Source organism: Vibrio porteresiae DSM 19223, from assembly GCF_024347055.1.
Lineage (GTDB): Bacteria > Pseudomonadota > Gammaproteobacteria > Enterobacterales > Vibrionaceae > Vibrio > Vibrio porteresiae.
This window is the reverse complement of sequence record NZ_AP024895.1, coordinates 2,126,435-2,145,594: the sequence shown is the minus strand read 5'-3', so window position 1 is coordinate 2,145,594 and position 19,160 is coordinate 2,126,435. Positions and strand designations below refer to the sequence as shown.

Here is a 19,160-nt window from a genome sequence, read left to right as displayed (position 1 = left end):
TTAAGAACTTGCTAGTTAATGTTGCACCGTCTTAACAACTTTAGTATTGGTCCAAGTTCAGTTGTGAATGTCATTTCAATGCAATGATTTGAAGCTGTTTTGGCTCGATTAGAAGGAGAAGGTCAGAGCAAAATGCGCCGTATGTCATTTTGTTCAAATTAGGCAAATGGAACCGTAAAACAACTCGCTGGGCATCACTACTGTTTGGATATACACTGCAACTGCCTACGACTATTTGAGACAACAAAATGACGATAAAGAGAGATCTCACGCAGTACATTGCAAACCAATACGGGATAAGCCCAGATTTTCCATGGGCCAAATATCCCGATACGGCGGTATTTCGCCATACCAACAGTCGAAAATGGTTTGGTTTAGTCACTGCGATACCGAGAACGACGCTGGGTCTGAAAAGTGACGGTATAGTCGATATTCTCAATGTCAAATGCCCGCCGGAGATGGTCATGAGTTTACGAGCATCACCTGGCTTCTTTCCTGCTTATCACATGAACAAAGAGCATTGGGTCACTTTGCTTTTGGATGGGACGATTGAGCAAGACGAGCTGCTTTTTTTCCTTAACCAGAGTTTCTCTCTTACTCAAGGCTAATCTTTACCACCGTCAGCAATGAGTGAGTTGCACTTTTTCTCTCTATTCCCCCTCTGGTCAACGTGATATTGACTATACTCAAGTGAATTTGTTTTTCTCTTTGAGAATCACTGGGTAACGACACAGAGTTTCTGGTGGCGAGCCCATAACCGTTGGGATGGAATGGTGTAATGGAGCATACGCAGCCGACCAATCAAGCCAAAATTGCACATCTAACGAGAGAACCGATACCGATAGACATCGATGCGTTGCTCGATGCCGTTGCCAAAGCCTTACCTGTATCCCACGTTAAGGTCGCCATCTTGGATGACTATTATGAGCACTTTGCTCAGTGGTTTGATGGCACAATTCACCCAACGGATAGTGATGATGAAAGTCAGCAAGCGGTGCTAACTCAACAATCCGTGATTGTCTCGCCCTCAAAGTGGGTTAAGGAGACGCCAAAGCGCCGCTTTTTTGCTGGTGTGCCGTTGGTGGTTGAGCATACAGCGATTGGGCTTATCTATGCAGAAGATAAGTACGCCGAAGATAAGTACGCAGAGGATGAGCATACCGAGGATGAGAAGGCGTGCCAGCTAAGTTCAGCTGACCTTGCACCGTTAGTGGCACTCGGAGCGTCGCTGTCGAGTTATCTGAGTTTGTTGAAGCAGCAATTGGATTTGCAAGAAGAGCATCAACTTATCGAAAACTCGCCAGCGGTGATTATGCAATGGCAAATCTCCGGCGGTTTAAGCCTTCATTACGCCTCAAATAATCTGGAACAAATCTTTGGCTTGCCTGTCGAGCAACTGCGTCAGCATAAAGCGATTTTTGAAGATTATATCGATCCCAAGAGTTTGAATAATTTTGCCTTTTTAATGAGTGTGCACCGTGACGGCGTGCAAAATGCCGATGCGCAATTTGAGTTACGTAATCCGCAAGGGGAAACCTTTTGGGTCAAGATGATCAGTAAAGCGTTTTTCGAACAAGGTCACCTTGATGCGGTGCATGCCTTACTGATTGATTACACCGCCAAACGGTTTATGGAACAAAAGCTCCGTGAAGCCAATCAGCAAATGCGTATCTTACTTGAAGCATCTGACCTTGCGACATGGGATTATGATGTGGCTAACGATCATCTCTCAGTGAATCAGTACTGTTACGATATGTTAGGTATTGAGCCTGACCTGTTTGGTTCAAGTCGCCATTTTTGGCATAGCCTGATTCATCCAGCGGATCGCACAAAAATGGATCAAGCTTTCCATCAGCATATTATTGGTAAAGAAACCGCGATGCTCACCACTTATCGAATTAAGCATGCTAATGGTGAGTGGGTCTGGTTAGAGAGCTACGGTAAAATTGTTCAACGCGATGCAAAACACAACGCCCTGCGTGTGGCAGGCACCCATCGCAATATCACACAAAAGAAAAAAATCGAATTATTGCAAGAGAAGCAGCATCAACTGCTGAGCTTTATAAATAAAGCCATGAGCGCTTATCTGCAGGATCACGATCTCTCTAACGCTTGTCGTAAAGTTCTCCCCGAGTTAACCGAAATTGCGGACAGTGAATTTGCCTTTATTGGTCAAATGCGCATGAAAGAGGGGAAAGAGGCGCTGTTTATTCATGCGACCTCTGAGCTGGCGTGGAATAATCAGGCGCAAGTTTTATTGGAGCTTTACCATCAGCGCCAACTCTATTTCACCAATCTCGACAATCTGTTTGGCAGCGTGATTCGCACCGAAAGCATTGTCATCAGTAATGAGCCATCCACTCATAGTGCCGCTAAGGGCACGCCTAAAGGGCATCCGAAAATCTTTCGCTTTATGGGCTTACCGATTAAGTTGCAAGGCAAAGTGGTCGGCATGATTGGATTTGCCAATAAGCTCGACAACTACAGTGATCAAGATGCGGCCTTTCTCTCTCCGTTAACCGACGCGTTAGCCGGGCTCTATTATTCAGTTGAGATGGAAGAGGCGCGTAACCAGGCTGAAGCGCAATTAAAACGGATGGCAATGAGTGATCCTTTAACTGGGCTTTATAACCGCCGTGCATTGGAAGAACATTTTGCGCAGCATGACGCGGTCAATAGCAGTTATGCGTTGGCGATTCTCGATGTCGACCATTTTAAACAGATTAACGACCAACACGGTCATATGGTGGGTGATCAAGTACTAAAAGCGATCGCCAGCCGTTTAGGTAATCAGGTTCGCAGTGACGATTTAATTGCCCGCATCGGTGGTGAAGAGTTTGCCATTGTTATTCATAGTGATAATCAACAAGTGCTCCATGAGCGATTGAACGAGATGCGCTTGAGCTTAGCCAATGATGAGATTGTCTGTGAGCAGTTGGTACTCAATGTCACTGTCAGTATCGGGGCTCATTTTGTGGTGAAAGGCTCGCAATCAACGTGGGAAGAGCAAATTAAAGCGGCCGACCAAGCGCTTTATAAAGCCAAGGGGTTAGGACGTAATCGTGTGGTTTGGAGTGCTTAGTACGGTGATGGGATAGACCATCACCGAGATTGTGTAGCCAGAAAATGAGTCATGTATTCGATTATTTAGGCAGTTTTTCGGTGACAAACGGGCGATGACGAGCCATCAGCCATAGCGCGCCACCCAGCAGTCCGACGCAGAGCTGAATCACGCCGAGGTTGTTAATTAAACTGTCTGGTTTTAACGACACCAAAACCATACCGATAGAACCTGAAATCATGCCAAAGAACTGGATCAATGCGACGGCAGAGCCCGTATCGTGCTCTTGTTGATCCAGCATTAAATTCATCCCCGGTACGCGCACCATTATGACGGTTAAGGTCGCAGGGGCGCAGATAAACGCAAAGAACCAAGGCGATAGATGCGCCACCGTTAACGTCAGCACGCCAGCACAGGAGAGCAGCAAAAAGCTGTAGGTAATGAGCTTAGTCACCTGAACATGACGGGAGATTTTGATGTACATGGTTGGGCCAAACGAAGCACATAGCGCGTTAAACGCAAACGCATAGCTAAATTGTTGCTCAGTTAAACCAAAGTCATTGATGTAGATATAAGAACCTGCCGCCAAAAAAGCCATCATCGCCATCGGCGTGATGGAAAAAATCGCCAACAAAATCACAAAGTGGCGGTTTTTAATAACCACCGCCAGTCGTCCCCAAGAGTAGATAATCGAGCCAGTGTAACGACTTACCAAGGTTTCCTTATAACAGAGCGCAAGGAGCGTCGCAAAAGCACCGAATATCGCTAAAGCAACAAAGACAATCCGCCATGAAGCCACCTGTAGAATAAACGCCCCCAACACCGGAGCAACCATTGGAGCGATAGTGACCAGTGACATGATGGTCGCCATGACCCTTTCACGTTCTCGCCCAGAGTATAAATCTTTGACTATTGATGTGGAGACCACGGTAACTGCACTGCCGCCTAGAGCCTGCAGCACGCGCGCAGCAATTAATTGTTCAATATTGCCCGCCAGAGAACAGCAAAGACTCGCAATCATGTAAATGAAAAGCCCACTAAGTAGGATAGGTTTACGACCAAACTTTTCACTTAGAGGCCCCCAAATCAATAAGCCAACCGCATAAGTGACGAAATAGCCACTTAAAGTGAGGTTGACCAAGGCTTGCTGGGTATTAAAGATATGGGTCATTTCCGGCAGTGCTGGCAAATAGAGATCGATAGTCAAAGGTGGGAAGGCACTGATAATAATCAGGAAGAACATCATGCCGTTCTTCCCTAAAACGGGCTGAGATGTTTGTAAGCGATGACTCATAATATGTCTAAATGATTAATGGTTGATGAGGGCGGTTAAGCTAATGATTTATCTAATTATATACTAATAGTAGCAGTTATTCTTGTTGGATATTGATGCGTAAGAGGCAGGTGATTCGTTCGGTCAAGCCATGGCGAATCGTTATCAGTATAGGTGATAAGAGCACATCCCCCTTGGTTTGCGGGGGATGTAAATTGATGTTTCTAAAGAGAGATTACTTCTTTGGTTCCCAGGCTTTCAGTGCGCTGATTTTAAGCTCGCGACGTTTTTCTGGACTAAGAGAGTAATCATTACCAAATGTGGCACTTTCAAACGAACCGTATTCTGGGTTTGGCAGCATAATCCAATCTTTACCCCAGTGAGCCATGTTGGTTTGGTAAGTCGTGAGACGCTGTGCTGGAGAGCCGGCAGGCGAGGTAAAATCGCCCAGGTTATCCCCTAACATCAAAACAACACGATAGTGATTGGCCACATATTGGTCGCGTGTTGCTTTATCTGAGGTCCACTCTTTTTTCTCTCCTTTGGTGAGGAGCACATCGACTTGACTGTCCATTGGGAAACCGAGCGCTTTCATATTGTCGAGTGTGGCTTGTTCGCTCTCTTTTTTACGGTTAGTAATGTAGAAAATTTTAACGCCTTTGCTTGCAGCATATTTGGCAAAATCCACTGCGCCAGGCATGGCTTCAGTGACCTTGTCTTGGACATATTGAGACCATGTTTTCGAGCTGTAACCTTGACCCGATTTAATCAGGTACGCTTCATAGACATTGTTGTCTAACATGGTTTCATCGCAGTCGACGATGATTGCTGGTGGCAACATACCAAAACCGCTTTTTTGCATGGTTGGCAGTGCAGTCCAATTTTTGTCTTTTAACGCTTCATCTAGGCGCATTTGCGCTAAGGCATACATGCCGCGGACGTTGGCTTTGTACTCAACGGAATTTTGCATCCACAAAGTCGCGTTCAATAAATCATCGGCTTTGCTTGGCGCCGCGTTTACCGCAAAAGAGCAGGCGAGAGTGATTAAGGTTGCTGATGTGCCAAACACAGTGTGTGGTTTTATCATGGTTTGAATCCCTTTATGTGTATCAATAGTGTGTAAAAACGTTATGCAGTTTCTTTGGTTGTCGAAAGTGCACCGCATGTTGGCAGCGTTTTATTTCACTGTTCATCATCCATTGATGAGGGCGAGGGCAAATAGCAAAGGCATTGATTCATGGTGTGACACGATGAACTGTCTGTGCAAGCTGGCAACCTCAAGGCTCAGCAAGAACTCGGATAGTGATGGGTTATTAGAATGTTGGCTTAGATAGCCAAAAGCGCAAAAAGTTCCTAACTGACTCTATTTTATGCAAAAGAAACTGTGTGAAGAAAAAGCTGATGGGTAAGAAACGCCACTTCGCCCCAATAACGTTCACCTAAAGGCGCTGGAATAAAAAAAGAGACTGCACATGGTATGCAGTCTCTGTCCTACAGGGAGGAAGTTTGAGTGACAACGTCACATAATGGCGTTGTCACTCAGGGTGTTACAGAAAGGCTTGAGCGACAAGCGCTGAACCGATATAAGTACCAGTGAATACCAGTAGCGAGACAATCGCGATTTTGAAACCGGATTGTTTAAACAGTTTCACTTCCATGTGCGTAACAGCCATGGCTGCGTACGCTAGCACGGGTGTTGCTAGGGATAAAAAGCTGAGGTTTTGCAGTTCGCCTAAGAGCTGATCAGAGAACGGCACACCTGGCAAAGTAGCGACAACGCTCACCAGTGAAACCCATGCCACGGTGGGGATCGGGCCTTTGATCAGTTCTTTTAAGCCCATTCCGATAAGAATCATCACAAACAGAATCAGCATGCCGGGTAGCGCTTTGGCAAAGCTGTGTCCTGTTCCAGCCCAGTTACTCATTAAGGCAATACCACAGAAAATCAGCGTTAAAATGACGTTCTCTTTAAAGCCAAGGACTTTCTCTTCTTCGGCGCGTAAATCCATTTCTTGTACGTTCATGGGCTTATTCTCCACTTTCCACTGGGTTAGACGTCACTGCGGTTGATGATTTCGTACCACTGAGCTTTTTGTAATACCACTCAGCAAAAGGCAGGGCGATAAAGATAGCCACGTATAAGCCCGTTGCGTTGGTCAGCAAGTTACTTGCCCCTGCAAAAGCGAGAATGTCATCTTTCATGGCGGGATAAGCGGCGGCTAAAGTGCCAGAGCACGCGGCGGTCATACTGCCGCTACCAACACCACAGGCCATCGCTAGCGCTCGTGGGTCAAACCAGTGTGTCGATGCTAAAAAGCCCGCTAGTAACGCGAAGTAGATAGTGCCAAACATGGTACCCATGACGTAGACGCCCATAACGCCAACGCCTTCACTGCTTTTTAAACCAAAGCGATCGGAAATCACCGCGATATTCGGTTCGCGAGCGATGGAGTAAGTTGCCCCAATGGCTTCGCGTCCCATTTTAAATAGCACAACGGCAACGGGCATGGCGATCAACATGGTGGCAAGGTTACCTGCTTCTTGCAAAATCATCGCTAGACCTGAGTTGAAGATTTTGGGTAACGCTGGGCCAATCAGAGTGCCGAACTTAGCGATGAACGGCAAAATGCCAATACCAATGATGGAGGTGGCTACCGAGGCCTGCTTTTTGGTGATCAATTTGCTCGAAAAACGAGTAATGTTTGGGTTAAACAGCAAACACAAAAGAAAAGAGTAGAAAAGGGGTAAAAATAACAATTTTGCTGAACCGATTGGGATGCTTTTAACACCAATTAATTCAGAGATAACAGTTGTTGCTAATATAATAAGATGCAGTCGCCAATCTAATAGCGCTCTAATTGAATAATGGTTGCTCATCATTACTCTCCTTGAGTAAAAGTTCATTCCATTGCTGTTTAGGCATTACAGCATAGTTAGTGTTCTCTTTATATCTCTTTATCGTTACCGAAAAGGCAACACACAAAAGTCTTGTAAATCATTTGGTTATATTTCGATAAAACCATGTAGGTAACAATGAGCCGCCAGCGTAGCTGCTCGCGCTTATTCATCAAGGAAATGAAGTGACTTATTAGAAAACAAGATGTTATCGCGTTGTTTAAGCAAATGGTGGCGTTGTTTAAGTAAATAGTGGCGTAGATTCAGTGATAGGGTGAGTAAGAGCGCAAAACAAAAGTGCTTATTTTGTCGCTTAGTGTGGGATTTTTCTGATAATGAACTGGTTTTATATAAAAATACCGCCCAGTTGGGCGGTATCAAAAAAGATGATTTCAAAAGCGATGTTTATTTAAGCAGGCGCTCTACGAGTTCCTGCCAAACGGTCATCCCAGTTTCGATGATGTCATCATTGAAGTCGTAATAGGCATTGTGCAGCGGTTTGGAGGGGGTAGAACCGTCGGCTCCGAGCCAGAAATAGGCACCAGGGCAGTGTTCGAGCATATAAGAGAAGTCTTCCGACGCCATGCAAGGCAAGATGTTCCAATGCACCTTACTTTCCCCAAGAGCGGCAATGCCCGCATCGCGAACCTGTTGCGCTTGAGTGGCATGGTTGGTTGTTACTGAATACCCATCAAAAAACTCAACCTGTGCTTGCACATGATGCGCTGCAGGTACTGAGCTGGCGAGTTCTCCGATCAGGGATTTTACTTTGGCGCGCACACCCTTATCGAGGCAGCGATAGGTGCCTTCCAACACCACTTTCTCAGGGATGATGTTGATTGCTTCGCCACCTTGGATTTTAGTCACGCTGACCACGGCTGCCTGCAAAGGAGAGAGTCGTCTGGCGGTGATGGTTTGCAGCGCAGTGACCAGCTCTGCAGAAGCCACGATTGGGTCGTGACCATTTTCTGGCATCGCGGCGTGGCAACTTTTGCCCGTTAAGGTGATTTTGAAGGTATCGAGTGATGCCATCATCGCCCCTTCATTGACCGCAAGCGTACCTACAGGCAAGCCCGGCCAGTTGTGTAGGCCATAAATCGCGTCCATAGGAAAGAGGGTAAACAGTCCATCATCGACCATTTTGAGTGCGCCGCCCAAGTTCTCCTCCGCCGGTTGAAAAACAAAATGCACCGTCCCAGAGAAGCGACGGGTTTGAGCAAGAAGTTTCGCTGTACCGAGCAAAATGGCAGTGTGTCCATCGTGACCACAGGCGTGCATGGCGCCGTGATGACACGATTTATGTTCGATGTCGCCAAGTTCAGCAAAGGGCAGGGCATCCATATCGGCGCGCAGTCCTATGGTTGGTCCGTCCCCGTTTTTCAATGTGCCAACGACTCCAGTACCGCCAAGACCGGTATGGACTTCAAGGCCAAATTCTTGCAATAGCGCTGCCACTTGAGCGGCAGTGCGATGTTCGGCAAAGCCCAATTCTGGGTAACGATGTAAATCACGACGCCATGCTTTGACTTCGGTGAGTAACGACTGAGCAATCGTCATATTTTATCCTTCTACTGTTCCGTAGTTAAAACTAAAGGCTGGTTGTGCTGAGGTTTCAACCCAGACACTCTTCACTTCACAGTATTCTCGTAATACTTCCAAGCCAGATGAACGGCCGTAACCGCTGTTACGATAGCCGCCAAAAGGTGAGCTGACATGGATGGTTTTGTAACTGTTGATCCAAAATGTCCCTGCTTTCACTTGATCGGCAACGCGATGCGCGCGCGCAACATCATTGGTCCAGACTGCGCCAGCCAACCCAAACTGACTGTCATTGGCAAGAGCAATTGCATCGGCTTCATCTTTAAACGGAATGGCCACCACAACAGGGCCAAAGATCTCCTCTTGGGCGACCGTCATTTGGTTGTTTCCGGCGAGTACGGTGGGATTAATGTAAAAACCATCGCGCTCAGGAATCGGTGTGGTGCCCGCAACCACTTTGGCACCCTCTTGTTCGCCAATCGCCAGCATATTGCAGATGTGATCGTATTGCTTGCGGTTATTGACTGGGCCGATGTCTGAATCGGCATGTTGTGGATGACCAACACGAATTTGTTGCGCCGCTTTCGCCACCGAAGCGACGAATTTTTCAAAAATGCTTTCTTGGACGAGAAGACGCGATCCTGATACACAGCTTTGTCCTGAACCGCCAAAGATAGCAGCCATTGCCCCTTTCATTGCCTGATCTAAGTTCGCATCGGCAAACACAATGTTGGCAGATTTGCCACCGAGCTCTAAGACACATGGAATACAGCGTTTGGCTGCCGCCGTTGCGATGTGCGCGCCCGTTTTCGGTGAGCCAACAAAGCACACTTTGCGAATGTTGGCTTTGGCAATTAAGGTTTGACCTATGGTGTGACCGTAGCCAGCGACGACGTTGACTAAGCCTTTTGGTGCGCCAGCACGTTCAATCAGTGCGCCGAGCATCAAGGAGGTGATTGGCGTTAGCTCCGAGGGTTTTAAAATCACGGCGTTCCCGGCTGCTAACGCAGGGGCAACTTGCCAACCGGCGGTAAAGAAAGCGGCATTCCATGGTGTCATTTGTAAAATAGTGCCCATCGCTTCGTATTTGACGTAGTTGAGATGGGTGGTTGGCACTGGAATCACTTCACCATGCAGTTTGTCCGCCCAGCCTGCATAGTATTCAAACATTTCGGCGACGATCAGGATCTCTGCCTTGGCATTATTCAGCGGTTTATTGGTGGAGAGCGATTCCACCCAACCTAATGCCTCGGCTTCTTTACGAATTTCAGTGCCGATTTGATACAGGATGCGACCACGGGTCTTGGCAGGCATGGCCCACCACTCTTGTTGTGCGCGTTGCGCCGCTTCATCAATGGTGGCCGCAATCGCAGGGTCTGCATCTTGATAACGCAACATCACCGTTTCGTCATCGGCGTTGATCAATTCAATCAGCTCACCGCTACCCAGTTCAATCTGGCCATTCACCCAGCTACCTATGGTATCGGTGTGTAAAAGGTCGAGCATTGTGGTAAATAACTTTTCCATGTTATTGATTCCTTTTAATAGAGTTGGCTATCGGAGAGTTTTACGATGGCATTGAAATCTTCGTTATCAGCTAACGATTCGCTGCTTTGTCGCCACAAATCCATGACGGTTTCACTCAGAGGAAGGGAGAGATTTAACGTCTCGCAGAGGTTTTGTGCTAAACCTACGTCTTTGCGCATTAACCCCATGGTAAAGCCTGAATTGTAGGTGTCGTTGAGAATCCATTTAGCAAAGTTCACTTGGCTAACGCCACTGCGTCCTGAGCCTGCGTTAATGCCAGCGAGGACTTTGTCGGCATCGACTCCTGCGTGCTGAGCCAGGCTCACCACTTCCGCCGTGGTGATAAGGTGCGCTGCGCAAAGTAAGTTATTGGCGATTTTGGCAATATTGCCCGCACCAACATCGCCAATGTGCACTTGGGTGGTGCTCATCGCTGCCAAAATGGGCATAACGGTGGCTAAGGTACTCTCTTTTCCGCCTATCACCATGCTCATGGTGCCAGAAGCTGCGCCTGCTGGTCCGCCGGATACGGGGGCATCTAGAAACTCTATGCCTTGTTTAGCCAGTTCAGCTGCCACCTTACGACTGGTTTGCGCCTCTGATGTGGTGGTATCAATGACGATCAACCCCGGTTTGCCTAAGGCGAGAATGCTCTCGGTACTTTGGTGATGGCCTAAACACACTTGTTCGACATGAAGGGCTTTAGGCAGAGATAAAATCACCACATCACAAAGCGCAACCAATTCGGCAAATTGAGCAACGGGTGTGACACCTTGCGTCGCGATAGCCTCTAGCGCTTGTGATGAGAGATCGAAACCAAAGACAGGGAAAGATTTTTTGGCCAGAGTGGCCGCCATGCCTGAGCCCATATTGCCCAGTCCGATTACACCGATGTTCATTTTCAATCCTTTTTAAATGAGGGTCAGTTATCCGGTTTGACCCGATTTGATAGGGCAGGCTGTGTTTGTCACAGGCCGGCACACAGACTATCAGGCAACGTAAGAAAGCGATCCCGGCTCTCCTAGGTCATTAACTTGAAGTCAATAGCTCGAAGCAAATAGCTTAAGCGAGTAGCACATGAATTAAGTTATTTGTGTACCTTGGCGAGTATAGACAGGCGCTTTGTTGTGAACAATAATCGCATCTCGTAACTTTGTTGCGTTTTGGGCAACACACATACCAAAGGATTGGTCATGAGCTATTTGCAGGAAAACCGAATAAAATTCTTCTTTGAAGCGGTACAACATGGCAGCGTGCGCGCGGCGGCTGATTACCTTAATGTAGCGCCTTCGGCAGTGAGTCGGCAGATTAGCCATTTAGAACAAGAGCTTGATACGGTATTAATTGAACGACATCGACGCGGGATAAAACCCACCGAAGCTGGCGAAGAGGTGTTGACCTATTACAAAAGCTATCTGCAACAGCAGGAATTGCTGCTCGATAACTTAAAGTCACTGCGCGGACTGCAATCGGGAACCATAGAATTGGCGATTGGGGAAGGTTATATCAATCTGGTCACCCATGTGATGAGCCAGTTTTCTCAGCAGTTTCCCGGCGTGAAAATTCATCTCTCGATTCACAGTGGCAATGATGTAATGCGCAAAATCACTGAAGATAATGCCCATATCGGGGTGATTTTCAATCCGCCGCCCCATCCGAAAATTCGCAGCCACTATCACTGTCAGCATCCGCTCACTGTGGTGGTGGATAAAAGCCATCCGTTAAATGAAGCGCCATTGCCTTTGAAAATGAGTGTGTTAAAGCCCTATCCGATCGCATTACCCGATACCGCGCACGGTATTCGCCAGATCATTTCTGCGGTAGAGAACGACACAAATATCACGCTCACGCCTAATATCATTAGTAATAATCTCACCGCATTACACTGCTATGCTGCGCATGGTGGTGTGACGTTGATTCCCGGTTTTATTATCAAAAGCCAACCGCAATGGGATACGCGACTTAACTGTTTACCGGTCAAAAATGCGCAACTCAATCAGACCCAAACGCACATTATTACGCGTTTGGGTCGTCAATTGGGTAAGGCGCCAAGTGCCTTTTTGAAACTGTTGGTAACGATGATGGACAATGAACTCAGTCATTAGTGGGCACGATTAACCGGCCGTAATCGATTAATGCGCGGCCGCTTTTTTGGCTTGGCGGCGTTTTTTTGGCCGATACTCACTGACTAACACGCTGATGACCACTAAAGTGCCACCCAAAAGAGCGGAAGGTGAGAGGATTTCGCCGAACATACGGCCGTAAATGCCTGCCCAAACGGGTTCTCCTGCATAGATAACCGCTGCCGTTGATGGCGCAACCACACGTTGTGCCCAGTTCATCACCAATTGAATAAACGCACTTGCGATCCCCAAGCCCACAGTTAGCGTCACTAACGTGATCGAAAATGGGGGAATGGTGGTCTCACCGACCAAAGGCATCGACAAAAACGCAAACAGCGAGGCAAACATCAATTGCAGAGCCGTCACGCTTTTCAAATTCACTTTGGGTGAAAAATAGCTGATCAGAATGATCTCGGTGGCAACCGCAAAGGCGCTCAACACCGTAATCCATTGACCAAAGTTGAGTGAAATCGCGATAAAACTATTTCCGGAAAGAAATACTAAGCCGATAAACGCCAGCACGATACCAAGTAAGCTCATTTTGCTGGGGATTTTGCGAAACGCGAGCCACATGATAAAGGGCACGAACGGAACAAAAAGGGCAGTGAAGAACGCAGATTCCGACCCCGTAATGTACTGTAGGCCAATGGTTTGTGAACCATAACCAATCGTAATGGAAAAACCGATCGCGGCAGCAGCAAATAGGTCGTATTTAGTACAGCGAATCAAATGCTTAAATGAGAACAAACCGATAGCAGCAAACGCGGCGGCAAAGCGACAGCCAACGAAAAACATCGGTGAGCTCGATGTCAAGCCGACTTTGACTAAGAGATAGGTCGTTCCCCACAACATAGTGACGAATATCATCGCGAGATGCGGTGCTCTTGGCATGATTTTTTGTGCCCAGATCTGGTTCATTTTGGTTGTCATTTCCCTAGCTTTGTGCAATATAGTGCACAAACTACCACGTTTATTATGATGGTGCAATATACTGCACAAAAGGTTTTTCATGACGCAAGAAACAGAAGGTGTACTTGAATACGTTGCGGCGAATATAAAGCGATTAAGAGCACAACAGGATTTAAGTCAGCAGGCTTTGGCGGATAAGTCCGGCATCAGTCGCCGAATGGTGGCGGGACTAGAAAATGGCAGCACCAACATTAGCTTAGCCAAGTTAGCTCAGTTAGCTGCGGTACTGGGCGTCAGTTTTGCGCAGATCGTCAGCCCAAGCGAAACCGAGTCGCATAATCGTAATATCTTAACTTGGCGTGGTACCCATCCGGAGAGTAAAGCGGTGCTGTGCTGCTCACTTACCGCGACTCAACAAGTGGAATTATGGATGTGGACCCTTGCCCCCAATGATGGTTATCTGGCGGAACCCGATCCAGACGGTTGGCACGAGCTGCTGCATGTGATTGATGGCGAGTTGACCTTGGAGCTGAGTGATGGAACGCATCAATTATCGGCAGGAGACTCCCTGGTGTATAGCTGTGCGCAAACTCTGCGTTATCAGAATAACGGCTCAACCTTATTGCGTTTTGTGCGTAGCGTCGTCGGTGGTTAACCAAAGATCTTTAAAAAGAATCGGTTAGGTTAGGTAATGACCAACAGTCCCTTTATGCATCACTTTATGATAGGATGCGGTTTTTATAGCTACATGGAATCGTTATGGAAAAAGTTGTCATCCTAGTGGATGTCCAGAACGTCTATTACACTACGCGACAAGCTTATCAGCGCAATTTCGATTACAACGTCTTTTGGCGTCAAGTGACGCAAAATCGTGAAGTGGTTAAAGCGATCGCTTATGCCATTGATAAAGGCGATGAGAAGCAACGTCAGTTTCAAAATATTTTGCGGGCTATTGGTTTTGAAGTAAAAACCAAGCCGTTTATCCAGCGCTCCGATGGTACTGCCAAAGGCGATTGGGATGTGGGTATTACCTTAGATGGAATGGAATACGCCAAACAGGCTGATACCGTGGTGTTGGTCTCTGGTGATGGTGATTTCAGTTTGTTACTCGATAAAATCTATCAAGATTATGGCTGCGCGACGGAAGTGTATGGTGTGCCTTCTCTTACTGCATTCTCTTTGATGAATTCGGCCACTCGCTATCTTCCTATCGAGTGTGAGTTGTTACTTGGTTAACCTCTTTTTACCCCTTCTTGTTGTGCCAAGTGACCATTTTCAAAGCGGCTGTTTAACCAATAAATTGCGGTAGCGTTAGTTAATTTCGAACCAACCGAAGCCTCTTATCCAAGCCAATAAACAAAAGAGCGCAATCGCGCTCTTTTTTCATTCGGTTTATACCATTAGCAAATAATGGTAGTGACGATCACCAACTAAGATGTTTACGGTTTGGGCCGTACTCGTTTTCGTACGGTTGGCTGTCTTTGAGCGCAAAATAGAGCGAAGTGAAGAAGCCAATGACGGGAATAAAGAGCAGTAGCAACCACCAACCTGAACGTCCGGTATCATGAATGCGTCGCACAAATAGTGCGATAGAAGGAACAATGATGATTAATGCATAAATGGCACTGATCATACCTGCACCGTTAACTGGGTTAATCGTACCAAACAGACCATCCAGCAGTGACAGAATCAAGCCAATCACTATGTTGATTAGATAGAAGTGCCAAAACTCTTTACGTCGCGCACGACCGTGAAAATTGCGAAACTGTCGTAGCGCATATAAATAGTGATACATGACTCACTCGCTGTAAATTTACACCAGCAGCATTATAACCATACTTATGTCAGGCGCATTTGTTGTGGATGTAAATTGTGAGTCCACTCGATATAATTGCATGATTTCTATTCTAATTTGTAACACTTTATGGCTATTTAGACCCTTTTGTTGTCAATTTACTTGCGGTATCGGTTGCGTATTCACTTTGTTTTTACCTTTTGAGTAAATGATCACCGTTGTAATGTGAGTCAATTGACCTCTAAAAACCCTATGGCGTTAACAGCGCTGCTTCACTCGTACTGGCATAGCCAAAGCCATTTTTGACCAAATGTGCTTGGCCTGCTGGCGATAATAAAAAGTCGGCAAACGCGACAGCCGCTGGGGTGATGTTTTTGTTTAATGCATATTTATAACGAGCGGTAATTTGATACGCGCTTGGGAGTGGCACAATCGAAATGCCCGATAAATTATTCATGGTTTGCGTATGACTGGCGTAGCCCACGTGAATATCACTGCGACGATCCATGATCAGTTTCGCCGCGGCAGGCATGTGCGCTGGATTGGTGGTCGAAAAGGCGGGAATGTTGCCTCCGAGCAAGTGCTGCGCCTTGTTTTTAATCGCGATGCCTACACCAGGGTGCAACGTTTCAATTTTTTCAAACACTTGCAGCGCGTAGTCACCACCGGGATCGCTTATCGGAGTGGATGTGGAAACCACGATGTTGGGATCCGCCAAGCGTGCAATGAGATTATCTTGGTTCACGTTCAACTCAGGGCGAGTAAACACACACAGTTGATTGGTGGCAAATACTTTGCCCGGCGCCATAGTGCAATATTCCACTAGGCTGTCTGGATGTGCTTCGTTGGCCGAAGCAAACAGATCGACGTAAGCACCTTGTTGAATCTTCTTCGCCAGTAAACCGGCAGGACCAAAATGGCTGCGTACGGAAACATCGTGTTGTTCTTCAAACTGAAGGATCAGGTCACGAAACGCCGTTTTGAGGCTACCTGCGGCAAAGATAATAAGTGGTCGATTATTCATAATTCATTGATCCGAAATAGGGAACAAAAGTAGAAAACTGGAGTGAATCGCTCTTTACCTGACAACGTTGCACTGGCAATTCGTATAGCGCCGTTAGGTTGGCTGCGGTGAGTACATCGGATTTACTGCCGTAGAGGTATTGCTGGTTTCCCATCAACATCAGCACCTCATCGGCGATCAATTCCGCTTGAGCGGGATCGTGGGTTGAGAACAAAATCGCAATGTTATGTTCAGCGGCAAGTCGATGCAGTAACTGGATAACACTGGCTTGATAGGAGAGATCGAGCGCAGCGGTCGGTTCATCGAGGATTAACAGTTCGCACTCAGTTGCTAAGGCTCGCGCGATCAACACCAACTGTTGCTGGCCCCCGGAAAGGGTATTGAAAGCTTGCTTCGCTAAATGTTCGATGCCTAACTGAGTTAGCGCAACCATCGCCGCGTGTTTATCTTGGCGAGAGGGCGTAGCAAATAGGCCAATTTTATTGGCACGTCCGATTAGAACCATGTCCAACACCGAGTAAGAGAATGCGGCAGAAAATCGCTGTGGGACAAAGTTTACTTGTCCGCCACGAGTGACTTGACCTGCAAGCGGCTTAAGTTGGCCTAATAGCGTGCGCATTAAGGTGGTTTTCCCCTGACCGTTACCGCCTAACAAAGCGGTAATCTTGCCCGCAGCAAGTGTGAGGTCGAGTGGATGAAACAGTGGTGCTTGTCCACGATAGCCGCACACCAAACCATGCGTGAGGAGTGTTGGTTGACTCATACCAATACCTCTTTACGTCGACAATAAAGTAGGCAGACGATCAACACTGTGCCGAGTAGGGCGGTGAGAATGCCAAGCGGAATTTCTCCAGCGGTGAGTGTGCGTGCTAAATCATCGACCAACACCATAAAAGCACCGCCTATCGCCATTGACGCTGGAAGCAAGGCGCGATGATCGCTGCCCACCACCATTCTTGCCATGTGTGGTACCACTAAACCTACCCAACCAATATTGCCACTCACAGCGACTTGGCTAGCAATAATCACAGCACACAAGATCAAGATTAACCAACGTACGCGGTGAGCATTTTGATCCAGAAGTTCGGCATCTTGTTCGCCCATAGAGAGAATATTGATGCGCCAACGTAACGCCAGCAGCAAGATTGACGCCAGTAACAAAGGCACCGCCATGGTGAGCAGATGCGCCCAATTCGCGGTTGCAACGCTACCCAGTAGCCAAAAAACGATGTTGGGTAACACCTCTTCGTTATCCGCTAGAAACTGCATCAAACTGACCAGTGCACCAAACAGACCACTTAAAATGACGCCAGCGAGAATCAGCACGAGATGGTTATGGTGACCAAAATAGTGGGCAATCACAAACACCAGCAGTAACGCTATCATCCCAAAACTAAAGGTCGAGGCGAGCAATCCGAGTTGGCTCCAGCCAAGTAAAATCGCCAGCGAACCACCAAAGGCGGCACCGGACGACACACCAATAATGTGTGGACTCACCAGCGGATTACGAAACAGACCTTGTAAGGTCGCGCCGCATAAGGCTAAGCCGCTACCAGCCAGCAGGGCCATTAAAATGCGCGGTAAGCGCACATTCCAAATCACTTGATGTTCTATGGGAGAGACAGGTTCGATAAAAGAGAACAGTGGCGCCGCAAGTGCTTTGGTAATGTGAGTTAAAGAGAGCGAAAAAGTGCCTATGCCCAATGACATAACCGCGATAAACAGCGCGCCGAGAACCAGCGCGCTTTGAATTGGCAACGAGTGACGCTGCATTATTGGGTCACTGCCTGAGTATAAGGAACATGGTAGAACTGCTCATAGTAGCGGTTCGCCAATTGGGTCATGTCCACATCCTTAAAATTGGCAGGATAGAGCTTTTTCGCCATCCACATTTCGCCAATAGCCAGTGCTTCAGGGGTTGCATAGCCCCATGCTTTGGCGTATTCCGGCATTAGGTAAACGCGATGATGTACAACGGCATCAATCGACTGCCAACGTGGATCGGTGTTGATCTCTTTCACGACATTGGGATAACGGCTTTGAACGAAAATCACCTGTGGGTTCCATTGCATGACATTTTCAATCGAGACTTGTTGATAACCTTTAATGCTTGCGGCTGCCACGTTCACTGCACCTGCATGTTGCATCATTAAGCCAGTGTATTTACCTGAACCGTAAGTGGTGAGATTTGGGTTAGCCATGTAAACACGCACACGCTCTGCTGGTTTTATTTCATCGAGTCGTTTGGCGACTTCGGCGCGGTCAGCGAAGGTGGTTTTGATCAACTGCTCAGCTTGCTTTTGACGATTAACCACATCACCAATCAGACGGATACCTTGGGCTAAACCTTGGTTATACACTTGGTCTTCATTGGCTATGTCGGCATTCATTTTGTTTGCTTGACCTGCTTTATCAGCACGTAGGGAAATAGCGACTACAGGAATACCGACGTTACTGATTTGGTCAATCATCGCTTGCGGTGCATAGTTAGTAACAAACACCACTTGCGGATTGAGTTTGAGCAGACTTTCAACGTTGACTTGAGTCAGGTCGCCAGGCATTGGGAGAGAAGGCAGCGCTGGGTCTAAGCGAATTACTTCTGCTCCGAGATGTTTCTTCCAGCTCGACAGCACGCCGACAATTTTGTCTTTTGCGTCCAACTGCATTAGTAGGTCTAAGGTTTGATGCTGCAGTACCACAACGCGATTGACTTGATCTGGAATCGTAACTTCACGGCCAATTTGGTCGACGATGGTGCGGTCTGCCCAAGCAGAGCTGGTGGCCATCATAAGCAGGGTTGAAGAGAGCGTAAGCCAAGTTTTTTTCATAACAAAAGTCATTTTAAAGAGTGGGGAACTCCCAAAATACGCCTTTAGCAAACAGACTCAAGGTGTTTGATCAAAAAAAATGGAGATTTATAAAATTTATTTGAATCATCAATATGAATGAATCAATAGACAAGCTTGACGAAGAATCACGTTGCTTATCAGAAGGTTAATGTGGTGTAAAAACAG

General features: G+C 47.2%; 18 protein-coding genes. 5 read left to right on the top strand and 13 right to left on the bottom strand.

Annotated features, from left to right (window positions below):
- Positions 1-248: 248 nt before the first annotated feature.
- On the top strand, positions 249-608 hold the full coding sequence (locus tag OCV11_RS09670; protein ID WP_261892630.1) for an MmcQ/YjbR family DNA-binding protein: 360 nt from the start codon (positions 249-251) through the stop codon (positions 606-608).
- A 170-nt stretch (positions 609-778) separates the two neighbouring features.
- Positions 779-3,082 (top strand): sensor domain-containing diguanylate cyclase, encoded by a 2,304-nt coding sequence (locus tag OCV11_RS09665; RefSeq protein WP_261892628.1) that lies wholly within the window; start codon positions 779-781, stop codon positions 3,080-3,082.
- Between the two features lie 61 nt (positions 3,083-3,143).
- On the opposite strand, the gene OCV11_RS09660 is transcribed toward OCV11_RS09665, so the two are convergent.
- The 7 genes from OCV11_RS09660 to OCV11_RS09630 all read right to left on the bottom strand — a co-directional run bounded on the left by OCV11_RS09660 (position 3,144) and on the right by OCV11_RS09630 (position 11,194).
- On the bottom strand, positions 3,144-4,355 hold the full coding sequence (locus OCV11_RS09660; RefSeq protein WP_444546115.1) for a multidrug effflux MFS transporter: 1,212 nt from the start codon (positions 4,353-4,355) through the stop codon (positions 3,144-3,146).
- Between the two features lie 214 nt (positions 4,356-4,569).
- Positions 4,570-5,421, bottom strand: coding sequence for a 5'-nucleotidase, lipoprotein e(P4) family (locus OCV11_RS09655; RefSeq protein WP_261892626.1), 852 nt, complete (start codon positions 5,419-5,421; stop codon positions 4,570-4,572).
- 460 nt (positions 5,422-5,881) lie between these two features.
- On the bottom strand, positions 5,882-6,358 hold the full coding sequence (locus OCV11_RS09650; protein WP_261892625.1) for a hypothetical protein: 477 nt from the start codon (positions 6,356-6,358) through the stop codon (positions 5,882-5,884).
- A gap of 4 nt (positions 6,359-6,362) precedes the next feature.
- Positions 6,363-7,214 carry a DUF3100 domain-containing protein gene (locus tag OCV11_RS09645; RefSeq protein WP_261892623.1) on the bottom strand — a complete coding sequence of 284 codons (852 nt, stop codon included), beginning with the start codon at positions 7,212-7,214 and terminating at the stop codon, positions 6,363-6,365.
- A gap of 420 nt (positions 7,215-7,634) precedes the next feature.
- Positions 7,635-8,786 carry a M20 aminoacylase family protein gene (locus OCV11_RS09640; RefSeq protein WP_261892622.1) on the bottom strand — a complete coding sequence of 384 codons (1,152 nt, stop codon included), beginning with the start codon at positions 8,784-8,786 and terminating at the stop codon, positions 7,635-7,637.
- A gap of 3 nt (positions 8,787-8,789) precedes the next feature.
- Positions 8,790-10,295, bottom strand: coding sequence for an aldehyde dehydrogenase family protein (locus tag OCV11_RS09635; RefSeq protein WP_261892620.1), 1,506 nt, complete (start codon positions 10,293-10,295; stop codon positions 8,790-8,792).
- Positions 10,296-10,309: 14 nt separating this feature from the next.
- The gene (locus tag OCV11_RS09630; RefSeq protein ID WP_261892618.1) at positions 10,310-11,194 is read right to left on the bottom strand and encodes an NAD(P)-dependent oxidoreductase; all 885 of its coding nucleotides are present in this window, start codon (positions 11,192-11,194) and stop codon (positions 10,310-10,312) included.
- A gap of 294 nt (positions 11,195-11,488) precedes the next feature.
- Between OCV11_RS09630 and OCV11_RS09625 the strand changes: the two genes are divergently transcribed.
- Positions 11,489-12,400 carry a LysR family transcriptional regulator gene (locus tag OCV11_RS09625; RefSeq protein ID WP_261892617.1) on the top strand — a complete coding sequence of 304 codons (912 nt, stop codon included), beginning with the start codon at positions 11,489-11,491 and terminating at the stop codon, positions 12,398-12,400.
- A 27-nt stretch (positions 12,401-12,427) separates the two neighbouring features.
- On the opposite strand, the gene OCV11_RS09620 is transcribed toward OCV11_RS09625, so the two are convergent.
- On the bottom strand, positions 12,428-13,348 hold the full coding sequence (locus OCV11_RS09620) for a DMT family transporter (RefSeq protein ID WP_261892614.1): 921 nt from the start codon (positions 13,346-13,348) through the stop codon (positions 12,428-12,430).
- 79 nt (positions 13,349-13,427) lie between these two features.
- On the opposite strand from OCV11_RS09620, the gene OCV11_RS09615 reads away from it, so the two are divergent.
- On the top strand, positions 13,428-13,982 hold the full coding sequence (locus OCV11_RS09615; RefSeq protein WP_261892612.1) for a helix-turn-helix domain-containing protein: 555 nt from the start codon (positions 13,428-13,430) through the stop codon (positions 13,980-13,982).
- A gap of 104 nt (positions 13,983-14,086) precedes the next feature.
- Entirely contained in the window at positions 14,087-14,563 is a 477-nt protein-coding gene (locus OCV11_RS09610) for a LabA-like NYN domain-containing protein (RefSeq protein WP_261892610.1), read from the top strand.
- A gap of 187 nt (positions 14,564-14,750) precedes the next feature.
- Here the strand turns inward: OCV11_RS09610 and OCV11_RS09605 are convergent, their stop codons facing one another.
- The 5 genes from OCV11_RS09605 to OCV11_RS09585 form a co-directional block, all read right to left on the bottom strand.
- The gene (locus OCV11_RS09605) at positions 14,751-15,122 is read right to left on the bottom strand and encodes a DUF805 domain-containing protein (RefSeq protein WP_261892608.1); all 372 of its coding nucleotides are present in this window, start codon (positions 15,120-15,122) and stop codon (positions 14,751-14,753) included.
- 250 nt (positions 15,123-15,372) lie between these two features.
- The gene (gene modA / locus OCV11_RS09600) at positions 15,373-16,146 is read right to left on the bottom strand and encodes a molybdate ABC transporter substrate-binding protein (protein ID WP_261892606.1); all 774 of its coding nucleotides are present in this window, start codon (positions 16,144-16,146) and stop codon (positions 15,373-15,375) included.
- Complete coding sequence (locus OCV11_RS09595) at positions 16,139-16,909, bottom strand: ABC transporter ATP-binding protein (RefSeq protein ID WP_261892604.1); 771 nt, start codon at positions 16,907-16,909, stop codon at positions 16,139-16,141. Before OCV11_RS09595 ends, modA begins: the two co-directional genes overlap by 8 nt.
- Entirely contained in the window at positions 16,906-17,919 is a 1,014-nt protein-coding gene (locus OCV11_RS09590) for a FecCD family ABC transporter permease (protein WP_261892602.1), read from the bottom strand. The genes OCV11_RS09595 and OCV11_RS09590 overlap by 4 nt, the downstream gene beginning before the upstream one ends.
- Positions 17,919-18,974 (bottom strand): ABC transporter substrate-binding protein, encoded by a 1,056-nt coding sequence (locus OCV11_RS09585; RefSeq protein ID WP_261892600.1) that lies wholly within the window; start codon positions 18,972-18,974, stop codon positions 17,919-17,921. Before OCV11_RS09585 ends, OCV11_RS09590 begins: the two co-directional genes overlap by 1 nt.
- Between the last annotated feature and the right edge of the window lie 186 nt (positions 18,975-19,160).